The organism is Fictibacillus enclensis, assembly GCF_030123385.1.
GTDB lineage: Bacteria > Bacillota > Bacilli > Bacillales > Fictibacillaceae > Fictibacillus_C > Fictibacillus_C enclensis.
Genome location: NZ_CP126109.1, coordinates 835,038 through 855,589 on the forward strand (window position 1 = coordinate 835,038; position 20,552 = coordinate 855,589).

The 20,552-nt window shown below is 43.4% G+C and carries 22 protein-coding genes and 1 pseudogene; 21 read left to right on the forward strand and 2 right to left on the reverse strand.

Going from position 1 to position 20,552, the window contains the following annotated elements:
• The first annotated feature begins 78 nt into the window (after positions 1-78).
• From QNH15_RS04510 to QNH15_RS04570, 13 genes and pseudogenes are all read left to right on the forward strand, one after another.
• Positions 79-306 carry a FeoA family protein gene (locus QNH15_RS04510; RefSeq protein WP_061967029.1) on the forward strand — a complete coding sequence of 76 codons (228 nt, stop codon included), beginning with the start codon at positions 79-81 and terminating at the stop codon, positions 304-306.
• The gene (gene feoB / locus QNH15_RS04515) at positions 303-2,309 is read left to right on the forward strand and encodes a ferrous iron transport protein B (protein ID WP_283892889.1); all 2,007 of its coding nucleotides are present in this window, start codon (positions 303-305) and stop codon (positions 2,307-2,309) included. Before QNH15_RS04510 ends, feoB begins: the two co-directional genes overlap by 4 nt.
• Before the next feature lie 26 nt (positions 2,310-2,335).
• Positions 2,336-2,515, forward strand: coding sequence for a FeoB-associated Cys-rich membrane protein (locus QNH15_RS04520; protein ID WP_061967034.1), 180 nt, complete (start codon positions 2,336-2,338; stop codon positions 2,513-2,515).
• Between the two features lie 210 nt (positions 2,516-2,725).
• Complete coding sequence (gene yhbH, locus QNH15_RS04525) at positions 2,726-3,892, forward strand: sporulation protein YhbH (RefSeq protein ID WP_283892892.1); 1,167 nt, start codon at positions 2,726-2,728, stop codon at positions 3,890-3,892.
• Positions 3,893-3,996: 104 nt separating this feature from the next.
• A complete protein-coding gene (locus QNH15_RS04530; protein ID WP_283892894.1) occupies positions 3,997-4,860 on the forward strand; it encodes a ComEC/Rec2 family competence protein in 864 nt (287 codons plus the stop codon).
• Positions 4,861-4,999: 139 nt separating this feature from the next.
• Positions 5,000-5,653, forward strand: coding sequence for an HAD family hydrolase (locus tag QNH15_RS04535; RefSeq protein ID WP_283892896.1), 654 nt, complete (start codon positions 5,000-5,002; stop codon positions 5,651-5,653).
• A complete protein-coding gene (locus QNH15_RS04540; RefSeq protein ID WP_425590327.1) occupies positions 5,650-6,045 on the forward strand; it encodes a VOC family protein in 396 nt (131 codons plus the stop codon). Before QNH15_RS04535 ends, QNH15_RS04540 begins: the two co-directional genes overlap by 4 nt.
• A 38-nt stretch (positions 6,046-6,083) precedes the next feature.
• Complete coding sequence (locus QNH15_RS04545) at positions 6,084-7,637, forward strand: bifunctional GNAT family N-acetyltransferase/carbon-nitrogen hydrolase family protein (RefSeq protein ID WP_283892898.1); 1,554 nt, start codon at positions 6,084-6,086, stop codon at positions 7,635-7,637.
• A gap of 206 nt (positions 7,638-7,843) precedes the next feature.
• Positions 7,844-9,589, forward strand: a complete 1,746-nt coding sequence (locus tag QNH15_RS04550; RefSeq protein WP_283892900.1) for a phospho-sugar mutase — start codon at positions 7,844-7,846, stop codon at positions 9,587-9,589.
• Positions 9,590-9,664: 75 nt separating this feature from the next.
• Entirely contained in the window at positions 9,665-10,036 is a 372-nt protein-coding gene (locus QNH15_RS04555) for a YidH family protein (protein WP_283892901.1), read from the forward strand.
• 102 nt (positions 10,037-10,138) lie between these two features.
• Positions 10,139-10,321: pseudogene (locus QNH15_RS04560) on the forward strand (MerR family transcriptional regulator); the annotation flags it as partial.
• 6 nt (positions 10,322-10,327) lie between these two features.
• Positions 10,328-10,546, forward strand: a complete 219-nt coding sequence (locus tag QNH15_RS04565) for a hypothetical protein (protein WP_283892902.1) — start codon at positions 10,328-10,330, stop codon at positions 10,544-10,546.
• A gap of 80 nt (positions 10,547-10,626) precedes the next feature.
• Positions 10,627-11,970 carry a hemolysin family protein gene (locus QNH15_RS04570; RefSeq protein WP_283892903.1) on the forward strand — a complete coding sequence of 448 codons (1,344 nt, stop codon included), beginning with the start codon at positions 10,627-10,629 and terminating at the stop codon, positions 11,968-11,970.
• A gap of 53 nt (positions 11,971-12,023) precedes the next feature.
• Here the strand turns inward: QNH15_RS04570 and QNH15_RS04575 are convergent, their stop codons facing one another.
• Both QNH15_RS04575 and QNH15_RS04580 read right to left on the reverse strand, forming a co-directional pair.
• Positions 12,024-12,614 (reverse strand): YitT family protein, encoded by a 591-nt coding sequence (locus QNH15_RS04575; RefSeq protein ID WP_283892904.1) that lies wholly within the window; start codon positions 12,612-12,614, stop codon positions 12,024-12,026.
• Positions 12,615-12,695: 81 nt separating this feature from the next.
• The gene (locus QNH15_RS04580; protein WP_283892906.1) at positions 12,696-13,022 is read right to left on the reverse strand and encodes a hypothetical protein; all 327 of its coding nucleotides are present in this window, start codon (positions 13,020-13,022) and stop codon (positions 12,696-12,698) included.
• Between the two features lie 188 nt (positions 13,023-13,210).
• On the opposite strand from QNH15_RS04580, the gene QNH15_RS04585 reads away from it, so the two are divergent.
• The 8 genes from QNH15_RS04585 (at position 13,211) to QNH15_RS04620 (ending at position 20,540) form a co-directional block, all read left to right on the forward strand.
• Positions 13,211-13,444 (forward strand): DUF2642 domain-containing protein, encoded by a 234-nt coding sequence (locus QNH15_RS04585; RefSeq protein WP_061967063.1) that lies wholly within the window; start codon positions 13,211-13,213, stop codon positions 13,442-13,444.
• A 164-nt stretch (positions 13,445-13,608) separates the two neighbouring features.
• Positions 13,609-14,874 (forward strand): cation:dicarboxylate symporter family transporter, encoded by a 1,266-nt coding sequence (locus tag QNH15_RS04590; protein ID WP_283892908.1) that lies wholly within the window; start codon positions 13,609-13,611, stop codon positions 14,872-14,874.
• Positions 14,875-15,006: 132 nt separating this feature from the next.
• On the forward strand, positions 15,007-15,888 hold the full coding sequence (locus QNH15_RS04595) for a YitT family protein (protein ID WP_283892910.1): 882 nt from the start codon (positions 15,007-15,009) through the stop codon (positions 15,886-15,888).
• A 112-nt stretch (positions 15,889-16,000) separates the two neighbouring features.
• Positions 16,001-17,368 (forward strand): TrkH family potassium uptake protein, encoded by a 1,368-nt coding sequence (locus QNH15_RS04600; protein ID WP_283892912.1) that lies wholly within the window; start codon positions 16,001-16,003, stop codon positions 17,366-17,368.
• Between the two features lie 179 nt (positions 17,369-17,547).
• Positions 17,548-18,093, forward strand: coding sequence for a Chromate resistance protein ChrB (locus QNH15_RS04605; protein ID WP_283892914.1), 546 nt, complete (start codon positions 17,548-17,550; stop codon positions 18,091-18,093).
• Positions 18,090-18,809 carry a polysaccharide deacetylase family protein gene (locus tag QNH15_RS04610; protein ID WP_283892915.1) on the forward strand — a complete coding sequence of 240 codons (720 nt, stop codon included), beginning with the start codon at positions 18,090-18,092 and terminating at the stop codon, positions 18,807-18,809. The genes QNH15_RS04605 and QNH15_RS04610 overlap by 4 nt, the downstream gene beginning before the upstream one ends.
• Position 18,810: 1 nt before the next feature.
• Positions 18,811-19,389 (forward strand): DedA family protein, encoded by a 579-nt coding sequence (locus QNH15_RS04615; RefSeq protein WP_283892916.1) that lies wholly within the window; start codon positions 18,811-18,813, stop codon positions 19,387-19,389.
• A 23-nt stretch (positions 19,390-19,412) separates the two neighbouring features.
• Positions 19,413-20,540: an MGDG synthase family glycosyltransferase gene (locus QNH15_RS04620; protein WP_283892917.1), complete on the forward strand. Its 1,128-nt coding sequence runs from the start codon at positions 19,413-19,415 to the stop codon at positions 20,538-20,540.
• Positions 20,541-20,552: the final 12 nt, after the last annotated feature.

The window sequence follows — 20,552 nt, forward strand, 5'->3', positions numbered from 1 at the left end:
ATTTACTAATGAGAATCAATCTCATATAATGAGATTAAAATACTGATAATAATTATCATTCTCTCAGAGGTGCTATATATGGTATTAACGGACATTAAAGCTGGCGGAAAAGCAAAAATCACCAATACGGAACATGTGAATGTACTGGTACGAAGAAGATTGCTTGACTTGGGTATCATGGAAGGAACGGAAATCAGCATTAAACGAATCCTCCCTTTTGGAGGTCCGTTTGCGGTGGAAGCCGGCGGACAGTGGGTGGGCATTCGCAGAAGTGAAGCCAAATTGATCCAGGTGTGCCATTCATGATTGAAATCGCACTTGCCGGAAATCCGAATACCGGAAAAACCTCTTTATTTAATATTCTCACCAATTCGTATGAATACGTTGGGAACTGGTCAGGTGTAACGGTAGAGAAGAAAGTCGGCATGCTGAATAATAAAAAAGGGCATCTTATCGATCTGCCCGGTATATACTCACTTAATCCTTTGTCCAGGGATGAAGGGGTGGCAACCCGCTTTTTGATTGAAGAGAATTTTTCCATGGTTCTCAATATCGTTGACGCCTCCCAGCTTGAACGAAACTTATACTTAACGATTCAGCTTCTCGAATATGGAAAACCTGTGGTGATCGGGCTGAACATGGTTGACGTAGCCAAGGGCCGCGGAATCATGGTTAATGAAAAGAGACTGTCCGAGAGATTACAAAGCCCCGTTTTGCCGATAGTGGCCCGTACAGGATCCGGCTGTAAAGAGCTTGCAGGGCTTTTAACCAATGAAGAACAAGAGAACAAGCCCTTGTATATTTCATATGGTCAGCCGCTGGAAAGAGCGATGGAGACGCTCGTGGCAAAAATGCCGGACGCCGAAAATTTGCCGCCAAAACGCTGGCTTGCTCTTCAATTTTTTGAAGGAAATGAAGTGGTGCATGCGTTGCTGAAAACAATGATGCCTGAAGCTGAGCTTCAACGCATTTTTGCGGAAACCGAGGCACTGGTTCAATCCGAAGAGGGGGCCAAATCACTTTCCTATCATATCCGCGCCGTACGGGCGGAGTATATAACAGGAGTGCTTGATGTTTCCCTTCAAAAAGGCGAAGAAGTCACCTATACATTGACCGACCGGATCGATAACATCGTGACCAACAAGTTTTTGGGGATACCAATTTTTATCCTTTTTATGTACCTGATTTTCAAATTGACGTTTGACTGGCTTGGCAGCCCGATCTCAGACATGCTTGACGCGTTCTTAACGGGACCGCTCACTGACGGCCTGACGTCAATGCTTCAAGCCGCAGGAGCTTCTGCCTTTATTAAGGCCGTTATTCTCGATGGGATTGTTGCCGGTGTAGGCGGGGTTCTTGTCTTTGTTCCGCAAATCATGATCCTGTTCTTCCTGATCTCCTTTATTGAGGATTCTGGATATATGGCGAGAATTGCCATGGTTATGGATAAAACGCTGGAGAGCATTGGTCTGAACGGAAAAGCCTTTATCCCGATGATTATCGGGTTTGGATGCAACGTACCCGGAATTATGGCGGCACGTACCATTGAACAGCCAAAGGAAAGGCTTTTGACCATCATACTCACACCGCTCATGTCCTGTTCCGCGAGACTCTCGGTGTACAGCCTGTTCGTGGGTGCCTTTTTCACACAAAACCAGGCACTTGTTGTCCTTTCGCTCTACCTCCTTGGTATCGTGATTGCACTAACGCTGGCGAAGGTTTTCTCTTCCACCATTTTGAAAGAGGAAAGTTCGATGTTTGTGATCGAGCTTCCTCCATACCGTATTCCTCAATGGCGTACATTGATGCGCAATACATGGGAGAAGGGCAAAGGCTTCATCAAAAAAGCAGGTACGTTTATTTTCGGAGGATCTGTTATCATCTGGTTCCTCAGTTATGCAGGACCCGGCGGACTGGGTGTGGACATGAATAAAAGCTTCCTTGCATTGATCGGAGGAGCCATCGCCCCGCTGTTTGAACCGATCGGGTTTGGCAGCTGGCAGGCAGGTGCTGCGTTGATCACCGGCTTCCTGGCCAAAGAAGTCGTTGTTTCTACCATGAATATCATTTATGTTGCGCCGGATCTTCATACATTGCAAGGAGTCATGGCCCACCATTTCACCTCATTATCGGCTTACAGCTTTATGGCATTCTTGCTGCTCTATGTCCCTTGTCTGGCGACAGTGGCTGTTATCAAAAAAGAAACAGGATCTGCCAAGTGGACGTGGTTTTCCATCATCTATGCACTGCTCATCGCCTATATTGTTTCATTGATCATATACCAGGGCGGCAAGCTGCTCGGATTTTAAGTTTAACCAGAAAGTAGGGAGTATAAATGCTGCTTAATATTTTGCTCGGAATACTGATTTTTGGATACGCAGGTTTTACTATCTTTCGTTTTGTGAAAAAAAGCAAACAAGGAAAATGCGCGACCTGTTCAATGAAGAAAGGCTGTCAATCCGCATGCAGTGATATGGCAGAAAGCAAAGTCGCATTTAACAACTACACGAAATAATAAAAGCATTCCATGGCTTGCCATGGGATGCTTTTATTTTTTCACGCTTCTTTATAAAATGTGCCAATTACATAGCAACTCTCGTCTTATCTTGCATAGGATAGTGTAACCAACCCTTTTTACATTCAAAAAGCGGGTGGTTCTTTTATCAATTTGATCCATTATCATTCAAATAAAACAATGAGCATGTACAAAGAAGGAGGGGAAATAATGGGCGAGGAAGCGAAAAACAATTTTGTAGTTTCTCAGGAAAACTGGTCCCTCCACCGCAAAGGCCACCATGACCAGCAGCGTCACATGGAAAAGGTCCAGGAGGCCATTAAAAACAATTTGCCTGATTTGATCAGTGAAGAGAACATCATTCTTTCCAATGGGCGGGACGTCATAAAAATACCTATTCGTTCATTGGATGAATACAAAATACGTTACAATTATGAAAAGAACAAGCATGTGGGGCAAGGAGAAGGAGACAGCAAGGTAGGCGATGTGGTGGCCAGGGACGGAAATCCGGGCCAGGCCGGAGCCGGAAAAGGCAAAGGCGCGCCGGGAGATAAGCCGGGATCCGACTATTCGGAGGCGGAAGTTTCCTTGGTAGAGCTTCAGGAGTTCTTATTTAAAGAATTGGAACTGCCGGATCTGAAACAAAAGGAACAGGATAATATCGTTCTTGAAAAAGTCGAATTTAATGACATCCGAAAAACCGGCCTGATGGGCAATGTGGATAAAAAGCGCACGATTCTTACAGCGTTCAAGCGTAATGCCTTAAAAGGCAAACCCGCCATTGCGCCGATTTATAACGATGATCTCCGGTTTAAGACATGGAATGAAGTCGTAAAGCCTGAATCCAAGGCTGTGGTGCTTGCCATGATGGATACATCCGGAAGTATGGGGATTTGGGAGAAGTATATGGCAAGAAGCTTTTTCTTTTGGATGACCCGTTTTCTTCGATCCAAATACGAAACCGTTGAAATTGAATTTATTGCTCATCATACTGAAGCAAAGGTGGTCTCTGAGGAAGACTTCTTTAATAAGGGGGAAAGCGGCGGAACCATTTGTTCTTCCGCATACAGAAAGGCATTAGAACTTATCGAAACCAAATATTCTCCATCCCGTTTTAATATTTATCCGTTTCATTTCTCAGATGGTGATAACCTGACAAGCGACAACGCACGCTGTGTGAAGCTCGTACAGGAGATCATGCAGCACAGCAATATGTTTGGCTATGGCGAGGTTAATGCCTATAATCGCCATTCCACCTTAATGAGTGTCTATAAGAACATAACTGATCCGAAGTTTAATTATTACATTTTAAAGGAAAAAGCAGACGTATATCATTCCATGAAAAGCTTCTTTAAAAAGAGGGAAGCTGCGCGCTAACGAGGGATCCCATTATCCATCTATTGGATAATGGGATTTCTTTTATTATTCCCGAAAATTACATATAACTAATTCATAACCAATGTTGGGAGGGACCGGAGCCTGTGAATATCCGAATAATAAAGCTGATGGTCACGGTTTTTTTTCTGTCTGCGCTTGTATTGTGGTTCTCTCCTCAAAATGCGAGTGCCGCCTGGTTTGAGCCGCTCAAAGTGCATTTTCTCGATGTAGGCCAGGCCGACAGTATATTAATCCAAACACCAAATGGTAAAAATGTTCTGGTGGATGCGGGAGATGAAAATGACGGTCCGGAAATCACCCGCTATCTTCAAAGCCAGGGTGTGGCTGATATTGATGTGCTGGTGGCAACCCATCCCCACCATGACCATATCGGTTCAATGGACGATGTAATCCGGAATTTTAACGTCAAAAAGATCTATATGCCGAATTTGCCCTATGACACCGCTTACTACCACGATTTGTTTAAAATAATCAATGAAAAGAAAATACCGGTAGAGCGGGCAAAAGCAGGAGTCAGCTTTCGATTTGGATTTTCTGTAAAGATGGAAATGCTTGCTCCAAGGTCTTCTTATTATAAATACATTAATGATTATTCAGCCGTAATGAAAGTGACCCACGGCAAAAATTCATTTTTATTAATGGCGGATGCCGGTATGGAATCCGAAAAGGAGATGCTTTCGTCCAAGAAAGATGTACGGGCAGATGTCTTTAAAATCGGCCATCATGGAGCAAATACAGGGACAACCATGGCATTTTTAAAGGCGGTCCATGCAAAAACGGCCATTATCTCTGTTGGCAAGAATAATCCTTATCACTATCCCTCAAAGGAAGTGTTGTACCGGCTGGCCCGCAGAAACATGACGATTTACCGAACCGATCAGCTTGGCGTGATTACCGCCATCAGCAACGGAAAAAAGATCACATACCGGACGAACGGTTTCAAATAAGGCAGCCCGCAATGAGGCTGTCTTGTTTTTTTTATGAGAAAAACGGGTATAAATGTTGGCTGGCATCTAAAGCTTCCCCCTTGCACTTTTTTGTGCTGGATAAGAAAATAAGAAGGAAGAGAGGGGAGATGAGAGCAATATGATTAAAGCTGTTGTTTTTGACTTTGACGGGCTGATTCTGGATTCGGAAACATCCGTGTATCTTGCCATTCAGGAAATTTTTTCAGAGCATTCAAGCCATATGCCTCTTGAAGTCTGGCAGCAATGCATTGGAACAAAGGATTTCTTGGATCCCTTCGAATATCTAGAGGAACAGATAGGTGAAAAAGTGGACAGGGAAGGACTCCGTGCCATGCACCATGACCGGGTGGTGGCCATGCTTGATGGAACAAGCGCCCTTCCTGGTGTAGAGGATTATCTGGAGGCGGCCAAGGAGCTCGGTTTGAAAATTGGTTTGGCGACAAGCTCATCCCGCGCCTGGGTGACGGGTTACCTGGAAAAACTGAATCTGCTTCCCTATTTCGACTGCATCAAGACGTCTGATGACGTAGAACACGTGAAGCCAAACCCTGCTTTATACCGTGAAGCTGTAAAATGTCTCGGTGTGAAACCTGAAGAGGCTATTGCATTTGAGGATTCCGCGAATGGAGCAAGAGCAGCCAAAAAGGCCGGCTTGTATTGTGTGGTTATTCCAAATGAAGTAACAAAGGGGCTTGTGTTTGGGGATGTTGACCATCAAATGGAAACGATGGCCGAACTGCAGTTTAAGGACTTGCTGAGGAAATTCGGATGATTCCCATTCGGGGCATCAATCATCTCACACTGACTGTCAGCAGCCTGACAAGATCCCTTTCTTTTTATGTTGATGTTTTAGGTGCGGTTTTGATACACCGGGGCCGGACCGATGCTTATATCGAGTGGGGGCCTGTTTGGATTTGTTTGCTTGAACGGGGAGAAGATAATAGGGCAGAAGCTGGCAAAGCCGGTATGGATCACGTGGCATTTACGATCTCTGATTCTGATTTTGATCAGGCCGTTGAAACCTTAAAAGCCAGTTCAGTCAGCATCATCAGAGGACCCGTTATTCGCGGGGACGGCAGGTGTGTGAATTTTGTGGATCCTGACGGGATTCAGCTTGAATTGAATACAGGTTCTTTAGCCGGAAGAATGAAAGTCTGGGGCTGAAAAACATAAAATAAAATAGCAGTTAAGGAGTGAATCCATTGAGTGAAGTTGATGTTTCAAAATTCGAGAAAAAAATTGAACTGAGAAATATTCAATACAATGATATAGATGAAATACTTGAATTGCAGCGGATCTGTTTTCCGGGGCATATGGAACCCTGGAAGCGGGAACAGCTTGAAAGTCATCTTGATATTTTCCCGGAAGGCCAGTTTGTTGTTACCTTTGAGGGGAAAATTATTGGAAGCTGTTCGAGCCTGATCGTTAACTTTGATGAGTACGATGATCAGCATACATGGGATGAAATAACGGATGAGGGCTATATCACGAACCATAATCCAAACGGCTATAATCTATATGGAATAGAGGTTATGGTTCATCCCGATTACCGGCGGATGAAAATTGGAAAACGCCTGTATGAAGCAAGAAAAGAGCTTGCGGAAGAATGGAACTTAAAAAGTATTATTCTTGGAGGACGGATTCCCAACTATTATAAATACTCCAAAGAAATGACACCACGCGATTACGTGAAGGAAGTCATCCACCACAACATTTATGATCCAGTGCTTACCTTCCAGCTCATGAACGGTTTTACCGTGATGAGAATCAACCGCCATTATCTGCCGGATGATAAGCAATCTAAGGAATATGCCACATTAATGGAATGGAACAATGTGGACTACCTTCCGCATAATACACGAAGGCACTTCAAAACAAGTGAGCCGATCCGCATTACAGCGATTCAGTACATGATGAAAACCATTGAATCATTTGATGACTTCGCAACACAGGTAGAGTATTATACCGATGTGGCGGCAGATCAGGGATCTGATTTTGCCGTATTTCCGGAATTGCTTACGACTCAGCTTCTCTCATTTGTGGAGGAGAAAAGCCCAAGCCAGGCCATTCGCCGTTTAACTGAATTTACCGAGGATTATATCGAACTGTTTACAGGCTTAGCCGTACGTTACAACGTAAATATTATCGGCGGTTCCCATTTTGTGGAGGAGGATGGAAATATTTATAACGTTGCCTATCTGTTCCGCAGAGATGGGACGATCGAGAAACAATATAAGATTCATATCACCCCGAATGAAAGAAAATGGTGGGGAATCACACCGGGAGACAAGGTTCAGGTGTTTGATACCGACTGCGGAAAGATCGCCATCCTTATTTGCTATGATATTGAATTCCCTGAGCTTTCAAGAATTGTTACAGATATGGGAGCGAATATTATTTTCAGCCCGTTCTGTACAGAAGACAGGCAAGGCTATGTCCGGGTAAGATATTGTTCGCAGGCAAGAGCGGTAGAAAATGAAATTTATACAGTGATTGCGGGGACTGTTGGAAACCTATCGCAGGTAGAAAACATGGATATTCAATATGCACAGTCCGGAATCTTTACCCCTTCAGACTTCGCATTTCCGCGTGACGGCATCGTCGGAGAATGCCACCCGAACATTGAGACCGTGGTGGTCGGGGATGTGGATCTGGAAATCCTGCGCAGACAGCGCAAGACCGGGAATGTCACCCAGCTCCGGAACAGGCGGCTGGATCTCTATGAAGTCATTCAAAAAAGCAAAAGTAAAATGTAATGTGCATGGCGGCAGGGAAATTCCCTGCCGTTTTTGCATGAAATGAAATATTTCTCGGGAAATATGTCACTTCTTACAGAAATGGAAAGATATTTATGCGAAGCATGTCGAAAGCGGTTTTCCTGTCTGCGGCTCTGCGCTATAATAAAGAGAGAATAATGATTTAATTAACAGAGATTCAGCATATAAAAGGAGGAGAGTCGGGAATGACCTGGAAGACATCATATGAAAAATGGCGAAACGAACCAACTCTTGATGAGGAGCTTCGATTGCAGCTGGAAGAATTAGAAAAAACTGAAACGGGCCTGGAGGATTCCTTTTATAAAAATCTGGAATTCGGTACAGGTGGAATGAGGGGCGAAATCGGACCAGGAACGAATCGAATGAATACATACACGATCCGAAAAGCATCCTCCGGTTTGGCAAGCTTTATTGAAGAACAAGGTGAAAAAGCAAAGGTACGCGGTGTGGTGATCGCGTATGACTCAAGACATAAATCTCCTGAATTTGCAATGGAAGCTGCCGGTACACTGGCTTCAAGGGGAATACAGACCTATGTGTTTGAAAGCCTGCGGCCGACTCCCGTTCTTTCATTTGCTGTCCGCTATTTAAAGGCGTTCAGCGGAATTGTGATTACAGCAAGCCATAACCCGCCGGAATATAATGGATTTAAAGTGTACGGGCCGGACGGCGGCCAGCTTCCTCCACGTGAAGCAGACCTATTAACCGAAAAGGTGGAAGAGGTTGAAAATGAACTTGCCATCTCTGTAAAAGATAAATCCCAATTGCAGGAGGACGGTCTAATTCAGATCGTGGGTGAAGAAATTGATACTGCTTACCTGGAGCAGTTGAAAGGCATCACTGTAAATCCAGACCTGATCAAGGACATGGAAGACTTAAGCATTGTCTTTACACCTCTTCATGGAACGGCGAACCTTCCTGTTCGAAACGGCCTTGAGGCGATCGGTTTTAAAAATGTCACGGTAGTCAAAGAACAGGAACTGCCTGATCCCGATTTTTCCACGGTCAAATCACCAAATCCTGAAGAACATGCCGCTTTCGAGCTTGCCATTCAGTATGGAAAAGAAAAAGATGCGGATGTCCTGATTGCGACGGATCCTGATGCAGACCGGGTGGGGGTAGCAGTCAAGAATCTGGATGGTGAGTATGTGGTGCTTACCGGAAACCAGACAGGAGCACTCCTGCTGCATTACCTTTTATCACAAAAAGAGGCACAGGGCGAACTTTGCCCAAAAGGCGTTGTGCTAAAAACGATTGTTACTTCTGAACTTGGAAGAGAGATTGCAAGCTCCTTTGGACTTAAAACGGTGGATACGCTCACTGGATTTAAATTTATCGGAGAAAAGATTAAAGAGTATGAGAAAACCGGGGAGCATACCTTCCTGTTTGGATATGAAGAGAGCTACGGCTATCTCATCGGTGACTTTGTGAGAGACAAAGACGCGGTACAAGCCTGCCTGCTGGCAGCTGAGGTAGCAGCTTATTACAAAAAGCAAGGCAAAACGATGTATGAGGGTCTTATGGATGTGTTCTCTACTTACGGCTATCACCTTGAAGGCCTGGAATCCCTTACACTTAAAGGAAAAGCAGGCGCTGAACAAATTGCAAACATCCTCGACAGCTTCAGAGCTACCCCTCCGTCCGAAATGGCAGGGAAGGCAGTGTTGTATGTGGAAGATTACAGCATAGGCAAACAGCGAAACCTTGCAACGGGAGAGAAGACCCAGATTGACCTCCCAGCCTCCAATGTTTTAAAATATGTTTTAGAAGACGGCTCATGGTTCTGTCTACGTCCATCGGGTACTGAACCAAAAATCAAATTTTACTTTGCCGTCCAATCCAATACGTACAGTGACAGTGAAAATCTGCTGCAAAGTCTGAAGAATGACGTTATGGACCTTGTCAGCCAGCTTGTCGCTGCTGCTCAGTAATCCATCTTAAAGCAGCCCGGATCTTCCGGGTCTGCTTTTTTGGTGATTCAAGAAATGCCATCCCGGGAGGTGTAAATGATCGAAAAGGAGCGTAAACAGACCGTGGATTCAAAATACATCCAGCAGCATCTCGCTAACGAAAGGACCTATCTGGCCTGGATACGGACAGCCATCGCTATGGCGGGCATAGGCTTTGTTTTTTTGAACTTTCATTTCTCCTTGCAGCTCAGGGTGCTGCAGCTGGAGGGAAAGGTGGTTGCTGCAGTAGGAATGATATTCTTTCTCCTTGGAGTGGCGGCCATCATTTTTTCGACGGTTGATTATTTGAACAAACGGAAACAAATTAATTCCCAGACCTTTCAGTCCCCGGTAACCATGGTTTTTATCATGTCTTTGTCGCTGATCCTTGTCATTCTGATTTTAATTGTCAGCTATTTTTTTGTGTAAATCTCCGTTGCTGGAGGAACTGAAACGTTTGACTGTATAGTTGAAATTCTGTAAAATTGTTTATTATCTATGCATTGGGGTGATTGATTTGGGAAGTACCGTATCAGTGAACTAGCAACATTAGCAGGCGTTTCAAAAAGAACTATTGATTATTATACGAAGCTTGGCCTGTTAAAGGCTGAACGTTCCCAATCAAATTATCGATTTTACAGTGAAGAAGCTTTAGAGCAGCTTAAGTGGATTAATTATTATAAAAATCAGCATCTTCCTTTAGAGAAGATTAAAGAAAAAATGGCATCATTCAATGAACATTCAGGAGAGTATGCCGAAACACTACAAAAAGTTGATATGCAGCTCAATACGCTTGAAAAAGATGTTCAGGAGCTCAAACCTCTGCTTCAGCAACTGAACAAAGAACAACTTAAACTGGCAGTTAAACATATGCCTGCCGAGCGTGTTGCATTACTTCACAGCCTATTATTGATTATTGGAGAAACGCCGTTTGTTTAAGGGAACGATTGGTTATCCAGTAAAAACTTTAGGAGGTGACATCTTTATTCCTCTTTTAAACGGGAGAATAAAGAGTCTATTTGGACATATTTAAGCTATTCTTAGTAGCAATATTGATTGTATTAACCGCCTTTTTTGTGGCAGCTGAATTTGCGATTGTGAAAATTCGCCGGACGAGAATTGATCAGCTCGTTGAGGAAGGAAACAAAAAGGCCGTTGCCGTCCGAAAGGTACTGATGAACCTTGATGGATATCTTTCGGCCTGCCAGCTTGGAATTACTATTACGGCCCTCGGGCTCGGGTGGCTTGGTGAATCAACACTTGAACACCTGCTGCATCCTTTGTTCAGCCAGCTGGATTTATCACCGGCACTCACAAAAACAATTACAGTTATACTCGCTTTTGCCGTCATTACTTTTCTTCATGTCGTTCTTGGTGAACTATCGCCTAAAACCTTTGCGATTCAAAAAGCCGAAGAGATCAGTTTAATGCTCTCGGGTCCCCTGATCATGTTCTACAGGGTCCTGTACCCGATCATCTGGGTGTTGAACGGAAGTGCCCGGCTGTTTACCAAAATGTTTGGTCTGCAAGCTGTTTCGGAACATGATATGGCCCACTCTGAAGAAGAATTGCGTTTGATTTTATCAGAAAGCTATAAAAGCGGAGAAATTAATCAGTCAGAATACAGCTACGTGAATAAAGTATTCGAATTCGATGACCGTATCGCGAAGGAAATCATGGTGCCGCGTACGGAAATTGAGTGTTTGTATCTAAATAAATCCATTGAGGAAAACCTTGCGATCATTACGAGTGAGAAATATACTCGTTATCCTGTTGTAGACGAAGATAAAGACCATGTGGTTGGAATGGTTAACGTTAAAGAAATTTTCTATGACCTCATGTCCGGCAAGGAAAAAACGCTGGAAAGCTATCTGCGTCCGATCCTGACGGTTCTTGAGACCATGCCGATTCAGGAAACATTGGTGAAACTTCAAAAGCAACAGGTTCATATGGCTGTACTGATGGACGAATACGGAGGAACTGCGGGACTTCTGACGGTTGAGGATATCTTGGAAGAAATCGTAGGGGAAATCCGTGATGAATTTGATACAGATGAGACACCGATGATTTTAAAAATTACACCGAAGGTCACCGCACTGGACGGAAAGGTTTTAATTTCTGAAGTGAATGATTTATACGGTCTTGAAATTGACGATTCAGATCTGGACACGATCGGCGGATGGGTGCTTTCCCAAAATTCCGATATTGTGGAAGGTGAGGTTATCAATTACGAAGGATTAACCTTCAAGATCGTCGAAATTGATGGCCACCAAATTAAACGGATTGAGGTGAACAAGGTGGAGAGCCCGAAAAAGGAAGAAGAATCCTTTAGGCAGCCAGCCTTGATCACCGATCCAGAATAAATATAAAAACAGCAGCCTGCCATCATCGTGATGGCAGGCTGCTGTTTTATCCACTATCTCGGGCTAAGAAAGATGGATACCGAGCGGATCAATGTCAGGGAGCTGGTCGCAAACGCCACGGAAAGGATGGTAACCATGGAATAAAAGAACATTCCTTCCCCGATAAAGTACAATCCCGCCAAAATAACGGAGGCATCGATAAAGAAAATGATGACACCGACATTAAGGGGAGATCTCTTGGCTATAAACAAAGCCAACAAGTCGGTGCCTCCTGTACTTGTTTCGTATCGGAGCATAATCCCGATTCCTGTACCGATCAACAAGCCTCCAGCCACCGCGCTTTCCATCTCAGGCAAATGGAGAAACCCATTGAGTGGCACAAGCAAATCGATGACAAATGAGGAGATCAACATGCCGTGCAGGCTGTTTAGGAAATACCTGCGGTCAAACTTCCACGCCAAAAAATAAATGGGGATGCTGAGCAGGATGATCGTCATCCCCACCTTAAATCCCCAGATGTATTTAAATAGGAGACCAATGCCAATCATCCCGCCGTCAAGGAGATGAAAAGGCAGGATAAACATATTGATTCCGATTCCCATCAGAAAACTGCCGATGAAGACGGCTGTCATTTTTGCCAGCATAGTCTCACTCCTGTCCACCCTATATTTTTACTTTATGATGGGAGGCAGGCAGCAATTCCACTTCATTAAGGACAATGACATTTATGCCTTTTTTAGAAGGTCACTGATTTCACTTGAGCTTACCGTTTCTATATCGAATTGATTTTTTAACGTGTCCAGTTGATTCATTCTTTCTTCAAATTCCTCTTCTTCATCTTCCATATACCGTTTGGAGAAGTAAAGGGAGTCATTTTCTGCTTTCAGGAGAAGTTTGATTTCAAGCTCCAGAGGCTGTTTTCCTGAATCTTCATCACTGAACAGGATACCACCTGGTGAGGTTTCTCTCTGGCTCAGATACATCTTTCCATGGGCTGATTGGTGAACATTGGAGAATTCCAGGACCTCTTCGAACGATTCCGCACTTCGCATGTGAACGTCATCCCTTCTTTTGAGTTATCTTATTCAGGTTTCCCTGTGCGCCTGAAATTAAACCACTGTTTAATTCTAAAATATCAGCTTAAGACCATGATGATTGTCCACACCAAAACCAGTGGATTTGCATTAACTATTAGTAACATCGGTTGTGCTTTTAATCGATGATGAAAGGAGAGTAATTCATGGGTTTTGGTTTTGATGGCGGATGCTTTGGCGGCCGCCGGGGAGATACGTTTAGAAGAGAAGCGTGTGCGCTGATTAACGAACGTGTACAAGTAGATACCGTAAACCAGACATTCCGTGGCCGATTGGTAGAAGTAGGCCGCGATGTCATCGTACTGCGTGTTCGAAAAAACAACTGTACGTTCCGTGTCGTCATCCGCATATGCGAGATTGTAGCGATTTTCCCGATTTAACAAGTTTTTTATCAGTACTAAACATCCCGTTAAGGGGTGTTTTTTTTTATCTTTTATACTAAAAAATTTAAGTTAGCAATTATTTACTTTGACAAGTAATTTACCTTGAATATAAAATGGTAGTATTGTTTGTTAACGATTACAACAAAGAGGTGAGATACAACATGAGAAGAATTGGACTAGCTTGGCAGATTCTTATCGGTTTGATCCTGGGTATTGCGGTTGGTGCGATTTTTTACGGCAGCGATGATGTTGCAAAATTTTTGCAGCCAATCGGTGATATCTTTATCAGGCTGATCAAAATGATTGTTATTCCTATCGTGGTTTCCAGTTTGATTGTCGGTGTAGCCGGTGTTGGCGACATAAAAAAGCTGGGTAAACTCGGCGGGAAAACAATTCTTTATTTTGAGATTATTACGACCATCGCAATTGCGGTTGGTTTGCTTGCTGCAAATATCTTTCAGCCGGGTGCGGGAGTAGACCGTTCTGGCCTGGAAAAAACAGACATCGGAAGTTATGTAGACACGGCAAAAACAGCCGGAGAACATGGATTTGCGGAAACCTTTGTAAATATTGTCCCGTCAAACCTCTTCCAATCCTTAATGAATGGTGACATGCTTGCGATTATCTTTTTCTCGGTCATCTTTGGACTTGGGGTAGCGGCCATTGGAGAGAAGGGTGAACCCGTTCTTAAGTTCTTCCAGGGAACAGCGGAAGCGATGTTTTACGTGACCAACCAAATTATGAAGTTTGCTCCATTCGGCGTGTTTGCGCTTATTGGTGTGACGGTTTCCAAGTTTGGTTTAACATCCTTGATTCCATTAAGTAAACTGGTGGTACTCGTATACGCCACCATGATCTTCTTTGTGATTGTAGTACTTGGTCTTGTAGCAAAAATCGCAGGCATTAATATCTTTAATATTTTCCGTATTTTAAAGGATGAACTTATTCTTGCTTATTCCACTTCAAGTTCGGAAACGGTTCTCCCAAAACTGATGGAAAAAATGGAGAAGTTCGGCTGTCCAAAGGCGATTGCATCCTTTGTTATTCCGACAGGCTATTCGTTTAACCTGGATGGCTCGACCTTGTATCAGGCACTTGCCGCACTGTTTATCGCCCAGATGTACGGAATCGATATGCCGATTTCTTCCCAGATCACCCTCCTTCTCGTACTGATGGTGACATCTAAAGGGATTGCAGGTGTTCCTGGAGTATCGTTTGTTGTACTCCTTGCCACATTGGGTTCAGTCGGGATTCCGGTTGAAGGATTGGCGTTCATTGCAGGAATCGACCGTATTCTGGATATGGCACGAACAGCTGTTAACGTGGTTGGTAATTCCCTGGCGGCAATTATCATGTCCAAGTGGGAAGGCCAGTTTGATGAATCCAAAGCACAATCCTATATTGATGAAGTGAAACAAGCATCATAAAGAAGAAGCTCCTGTACCGTACAGGGGCTTTTTTTATTTGGCATACAGGCATATTGATTAAGATAGTAGTAAAAAACTGCTATAATTAAGATAGATCATAAGAGAAACTTATAATTAAGAGGGGGAGTGCTTTTGGAAGCTTTACAGCAGCAGGAAGCTCATAAACGAATTACCAAGACAAATCTTTTAAAGAGAGTGGTTTTTATCGCATTAGGGGCTGCATTGGTAGCCACAGGACTTGAAATTTTCCTCGTTCCCAACCAGATCATTGACGGCGGAATCGTCGGCATATCCATTATTCTTTCACATTTAACCCATTGGAAACTTGGTCTTTTTCTTATCGTTCTTAATATTCCTTTCTTTTTCTTTGGATATAAACAGATAGGTAAAACCTTTGCCCTTTCCACGTTGTTTGGAGTCACTATCATGTCCATTGGGACAGCCGTTCTGCATCCCGTTCCTGTACTCACCGATGATCCATTATTGGCCGCTGTGTTTGGCGGAATTATCCTTGGTGTTGGAGTCGGAATGGTCATTCGGTATGGAGGGTCACTTGACGGAACCGAAGTGATGGCCATCCTCTTTAATACGAAAACCCCGTTTTCAGTCGGTGAAGTGGTTATGTTTTTTAACATTTTCATTCTTGGCAGTGCCGGTTTTGTTTTCGGCTGGGACCGTGCCATGTATTCATTAATCGCCTACTATATTGCTTTTAAGGTGATTGATATTACGCTGGACGGATTTGATCAATCCAAATCGGTATGGATTATCAGTGATGAACATACGAGAATCGGTGAAGCATTGCTTGCACGTCTCGGACGTGGGGTCACCTACCTGAACGGAGAAGGTGCCTATTCCAGAGACGAGAAAAAAGTCATTTTTACAGTCATCACCAGGCTGGAAGAAGCCAAGCTTAAAAATATCGTTGATGACATTGATCCTACTGCCTTTTTAGCAGTCGGCAACATTCATGATGTAAAAGGCGGCAGATTTAAAAAGAAAAACATCCACTGAATGATCAGTGGAAAACAGCCCTTGAATTATTGCCCAGCATAGGGTAAGATTTATCCTTGTTTTGGGTATAGTTTAAGAAAGTATAGTTGATATAGACAGGGTTGTGAGAAGATTGCTCGGAGTAAAAAGAAAAAGGGATAAAAAAGCGTTATTTTTAACGTCTGTTCAAATTATTGTTCTTTTTTACCTCATATCTGTAGTGGTTGCAACTGGAGTTTTAAGTCTGCCGGCATTTCACAATCCGGGTGTTTCATTAAGTTTTATTGATGCGCTGTTTACCGCAGTCAGTGCGGTCAGTGTTACAGGCCTTTCTGTTGTAACGATTCATGAGACATTTAATACCAGTGGTGTTGTTGCTTTGGCCATCATCGTTCAAATTGGCGGTGTAGGGGTGATGACCCTCGGGACCGCTTTATGGATTTTGCTCGGAAAGAAAATTGGCATGCGCGAGCGTCAATTGATCATGACGGACCAGAACCAGTCCACATTGGCTGGTATTGTTAATTTGATGAGGCAGATCCTTGGCCTTATTATCATTATTGAGTTCATCGGTATGGTCCTATTTACGTTTCTTTTTCTTAAATATTATCCGACCTGGCAGGAGGCTGCCTATCATGGGTTCTTTGCTTCTGTTACGGCGACAACCAATGCAGGTTTTGACCTGACAGGACAATCGCTAATCCCATTCAGGCATGATTACCTTATCCAGGTTTTGACGATGATTTTGATTACTACCGGGGCGATAGGGTTTCCGGTGCTCATTGAAGTGAAAAACTTTATTGCGGAACGGAAATACAAAGAGCGGTACACGTTTACACTGTTCACGAAGGTAACAACCCTTACGTTTTTTATTCTTGTCGTGCTTGGAACCGTAGGAATTTATGCTTTTGAATCCCACCGGTTCCTGGCGGATAAAACATGGCATGAAACCTTTTTTTATTCACTTTTTCAATCGGTTACCACACGGAGCGGCGGGCTTTCCACTATGGACATGAACCACTTTTCCGTGCCGACCAATCTTTTCCTAAGCGCCATGATGTTTATCGGTGCGTCGCCGAGCAGTGTGGGTGGCGGGGTTCGGACAACAACGATTGCCGTTGCCTTTCTCGGCATATTGTTTTATGCAAAAGGACGCAATACGATTAAAGTTTTCAAGCGTGAAGTGCTTACCGAAGATATTCAAAAGGCTTTTATCGTGCTTATCGTTGCATTTATGCTGTGCAGTATCGCTTCTTTAATAATGGCGGTTACCGATCCGATGCCGATCGAGAAGATTGTATTTGAAGTGTGTTCCGCGTTTGGAACAACCGGTTTAAGCCTGGGAATCACCCCGCATTTAAGCACAGGCGGCAAAGTGGTGCTGATGGTGCTTATGTTTATCGGAAGGATTGGAATTCTTTCCTTCTTATTCATCATTCGCGGACGTGTCCTCATTGAACATTTTCATTATCCAAAGGAAAAAATCATTATCGGACAATAGCCTGACTAACCTGAAGAAGACCTGTATATATGGGGTCTTCTTCTTTTTTAAATGGCCTTTTTTCTTTGGGGAAATAACAAAAACCACCCATAAATGAAACAACTGTTACATAATATGTTGAAACAATTGTTATTTGTGTTATTATGTCTACATGATATGGATGATAAGGTGGGAGTTTAATGGAAGAAAGCAGGAAGTGGTATTTGTTTTCTTATAAAGTCCCTGTGGAGCCTTCCACACTTAGAGTGAGGATATGGAGAAATTTGAAAGCACTTGGGGTGCTTTATATACAGCAGTCTGTTTGTCTTGTCCCGAAAGTGGGGGACATAGGGAATAAGCTGACCAAACTGCATACCCTGATTAAGGACCATGGCGGTGAATCCTTTATGATGGAGATCCTGAAGTTCTCCGATTACTCCGAGGAGGAACTCATTAAAATGTTTAATGAGCAGAGATCAAAAGAGTACCATGATTGGCTGGAGAGCTGCAGACACTTTGGGCAGGATATGGATAGGGAAGCAAACAGCTCTGCCTATTATAATATTGATGAAAGCGAAATGGAGCTTATGCGGTTAAAAAGGCAGCTCAGAAAAATATTGAAAAGAGATTACTTTAATCATGAATTATCCTTTCATGCCAAAGCGTGCTTGAAACAGTGCGAGGAAAACCTTTATTCGCTGGCGGAAGCTGTATATAAGTTAGAAGGAGTACAAAAAGGGAAATGATAATTCTATACTGCATTTGTACAGTTGTACTTCTTTTTCTGTTGTATGGCATGATACCTACCATCTGCATCAGGCTGTTTTCAGTTCGCATTATTAAAAATGGGACAACGGAAAGAAAAGAATTTTTTCTTACATTTGATGATGGCCCCCATCCGGTGTATACGCCGCAACTGTTGGACCTGTTAAAGTTGTATAATGTACCGGCCGCATTTTTCATAGTCGGTGAACGGGCCGAAAGGGAACCAGACCTCCTAAAAAGGATGAGTAATGAAGGACACACTGTGGGTATTCATCATCAAACCCATTCGAACAGCTGGCTTTTAACACCGGGTAAACTAAAAAAAGAAATCAGCAGATGTGCCACTGTTATTCAACAAGCGACAGGAAAAAAAGCCTATTTTTACCGCCCGCCGTGGGGAAGGTTTAACTTGTTTTCACTTCCGCTCTCAAGAGATTATCAAGTGATCATGTGGTCCTCGATCACCGGAGACTGGAAGGCCGGTCAGGGAAAGGACAAGCTGGCCGCAAAGTTAAAGAAAAGCCTGCACAGAGGATGTATTTATTTGCTTCACGATAACGGTGAAAACCCTGGTGCTGATGATGAGGCACCTTCTGTCATGCTTGAAGCTCTGCGGTGTTTTCTGGAATATGCCCAAAGACAAGGATATATCGGAATGCCTTTGGAAGAACTAAAGAATACAAACAAACGAGGTTAATATGAGTTTAGATACCGTTATTTCCTATTTGCAAAACTACGGTCATTGGATCATTTTACTGGTTCTATTTTGCGGGATTACCGGCATCCCTGCTCCTGAAGAATCATTTTTGTTTTTGGTCGGTGTACTGGTTGCGAAAGGACATTTGGAGTTTGGAACGAGCTTTCTTTATGCATTTATGGGTACCGTTGCCGGTATGTTTGCCTCTTATTGGCTCGGCCGCAAACTGGGGCTGCCGTTTATTGAGCGATACGGAAAATTCATTAAAATAACACCGGATAGATGGAAAGCTGTGGAGAAAAGGTTTCATGAACACGCCATTACGACCCTTTTGTTCGGTTTTTACCTTCCCGGCCTCCGTCAGCTGGCCCCATACATTGCAGGAATCAGCACGTATTCTTTTTTGCGCTATGTTCTGCTTTCGTTTCTTGGGAGCGGTATGTGGACGGCTGCTTTTATCAGCATCGGCTATTTCTTTGGAGACCAAGTTAAGTTATCCTACTTGCCGTGGATTGCCGCAGCAGCTTTGCTGTTATTCGTGCTGACTGTATTCAGAAAGAAATTTACAAACAAGGCTTAAAAGGTTTGTAAGGAGGATTTACCATGAAGAAAATCTTGTTTTTACCTTTATTTCAAATGCCTTCTGGTCATCATCAGGTTGCTGATGCATTAATGTCTTCCATTGAGCAAAGCAGTGATGAACAGGTGGTTTGCAAAAAAATCGACTTTCTCAGCTACTGGAATAAGCCGCTGGAAAAAGTCATATCAACTACGTATTTAAAATGGATTCATATGATGCCAAGGACATATGACTGGATCTATCATCATGTGATGTATTCCCCGGCAAAAAAAAGATTAATGCCTCCTCATCAGCTGCTTCTGTTTGAGCATAAAATGCTGCGCATGCTGAAGGAGGAAAAGCCGAATGTCATTGTATGTACGCATTGTTTTCCCTCAGCCGTCATCAGCCGGCTTAAAAAACGGGGGGTGATCGACATTCCTGTTGTGAATGTGTACACGGATTTCTTTATCAATGATATTTGGGGAAAAAGAGGGATCGATTATCATTTGGTCAGCGATGTATCCATGAAAAAAGAGCTGATAAACAGACACCAAATTCACAGCAAGCAGATTATTATTACTGGAATTCCGGTGAATGAGGACATCAGAGCTTATTTTTCCGGAAAACCTGCCTTGAAGAAGCATATCTTAATCTCAGGAGGAAGCATTGGGCTTGGAAAGATCAAAGGCTTCTTAAAACAGATTAAACCAGGTTCCAATTACCGCTATACGGTCCTCTGCGGTAAAAACCAGAAGCTGTATAAAGAACTTACTTCCTGGAATCATCCGAATATTAAACCGAGAGGATATATTTCCACGAGGTCGGAAATGAACCATCTGTACGAACAGGTGGACGCGATTATAACAAAGCCCGGCGGAATCACCATCAGCGAAGCACTAAAGAAACGATTGCCCATTTTTGTCCATTCCGCGTTGCCGGGACAGGAACAGATTAATTTAAAAAAGCTCATCAGAGAAAAACTGATCATTCAGCTGAACGAGGATATGACTCTGGAGGATCAGATCGCCTCTGTACTTGAAAATGAACCGGAAGTGAAAGGACTATTGAACAAAATGAGCTATTTTGAAAATCATCGGGAAAAAAGTGCGTATGAAGTGGTGCTCAATTTGCTGAATGAGACGCCGATGCTTAAAGTTCAGCCAGTCTAATTCACTTTTAAT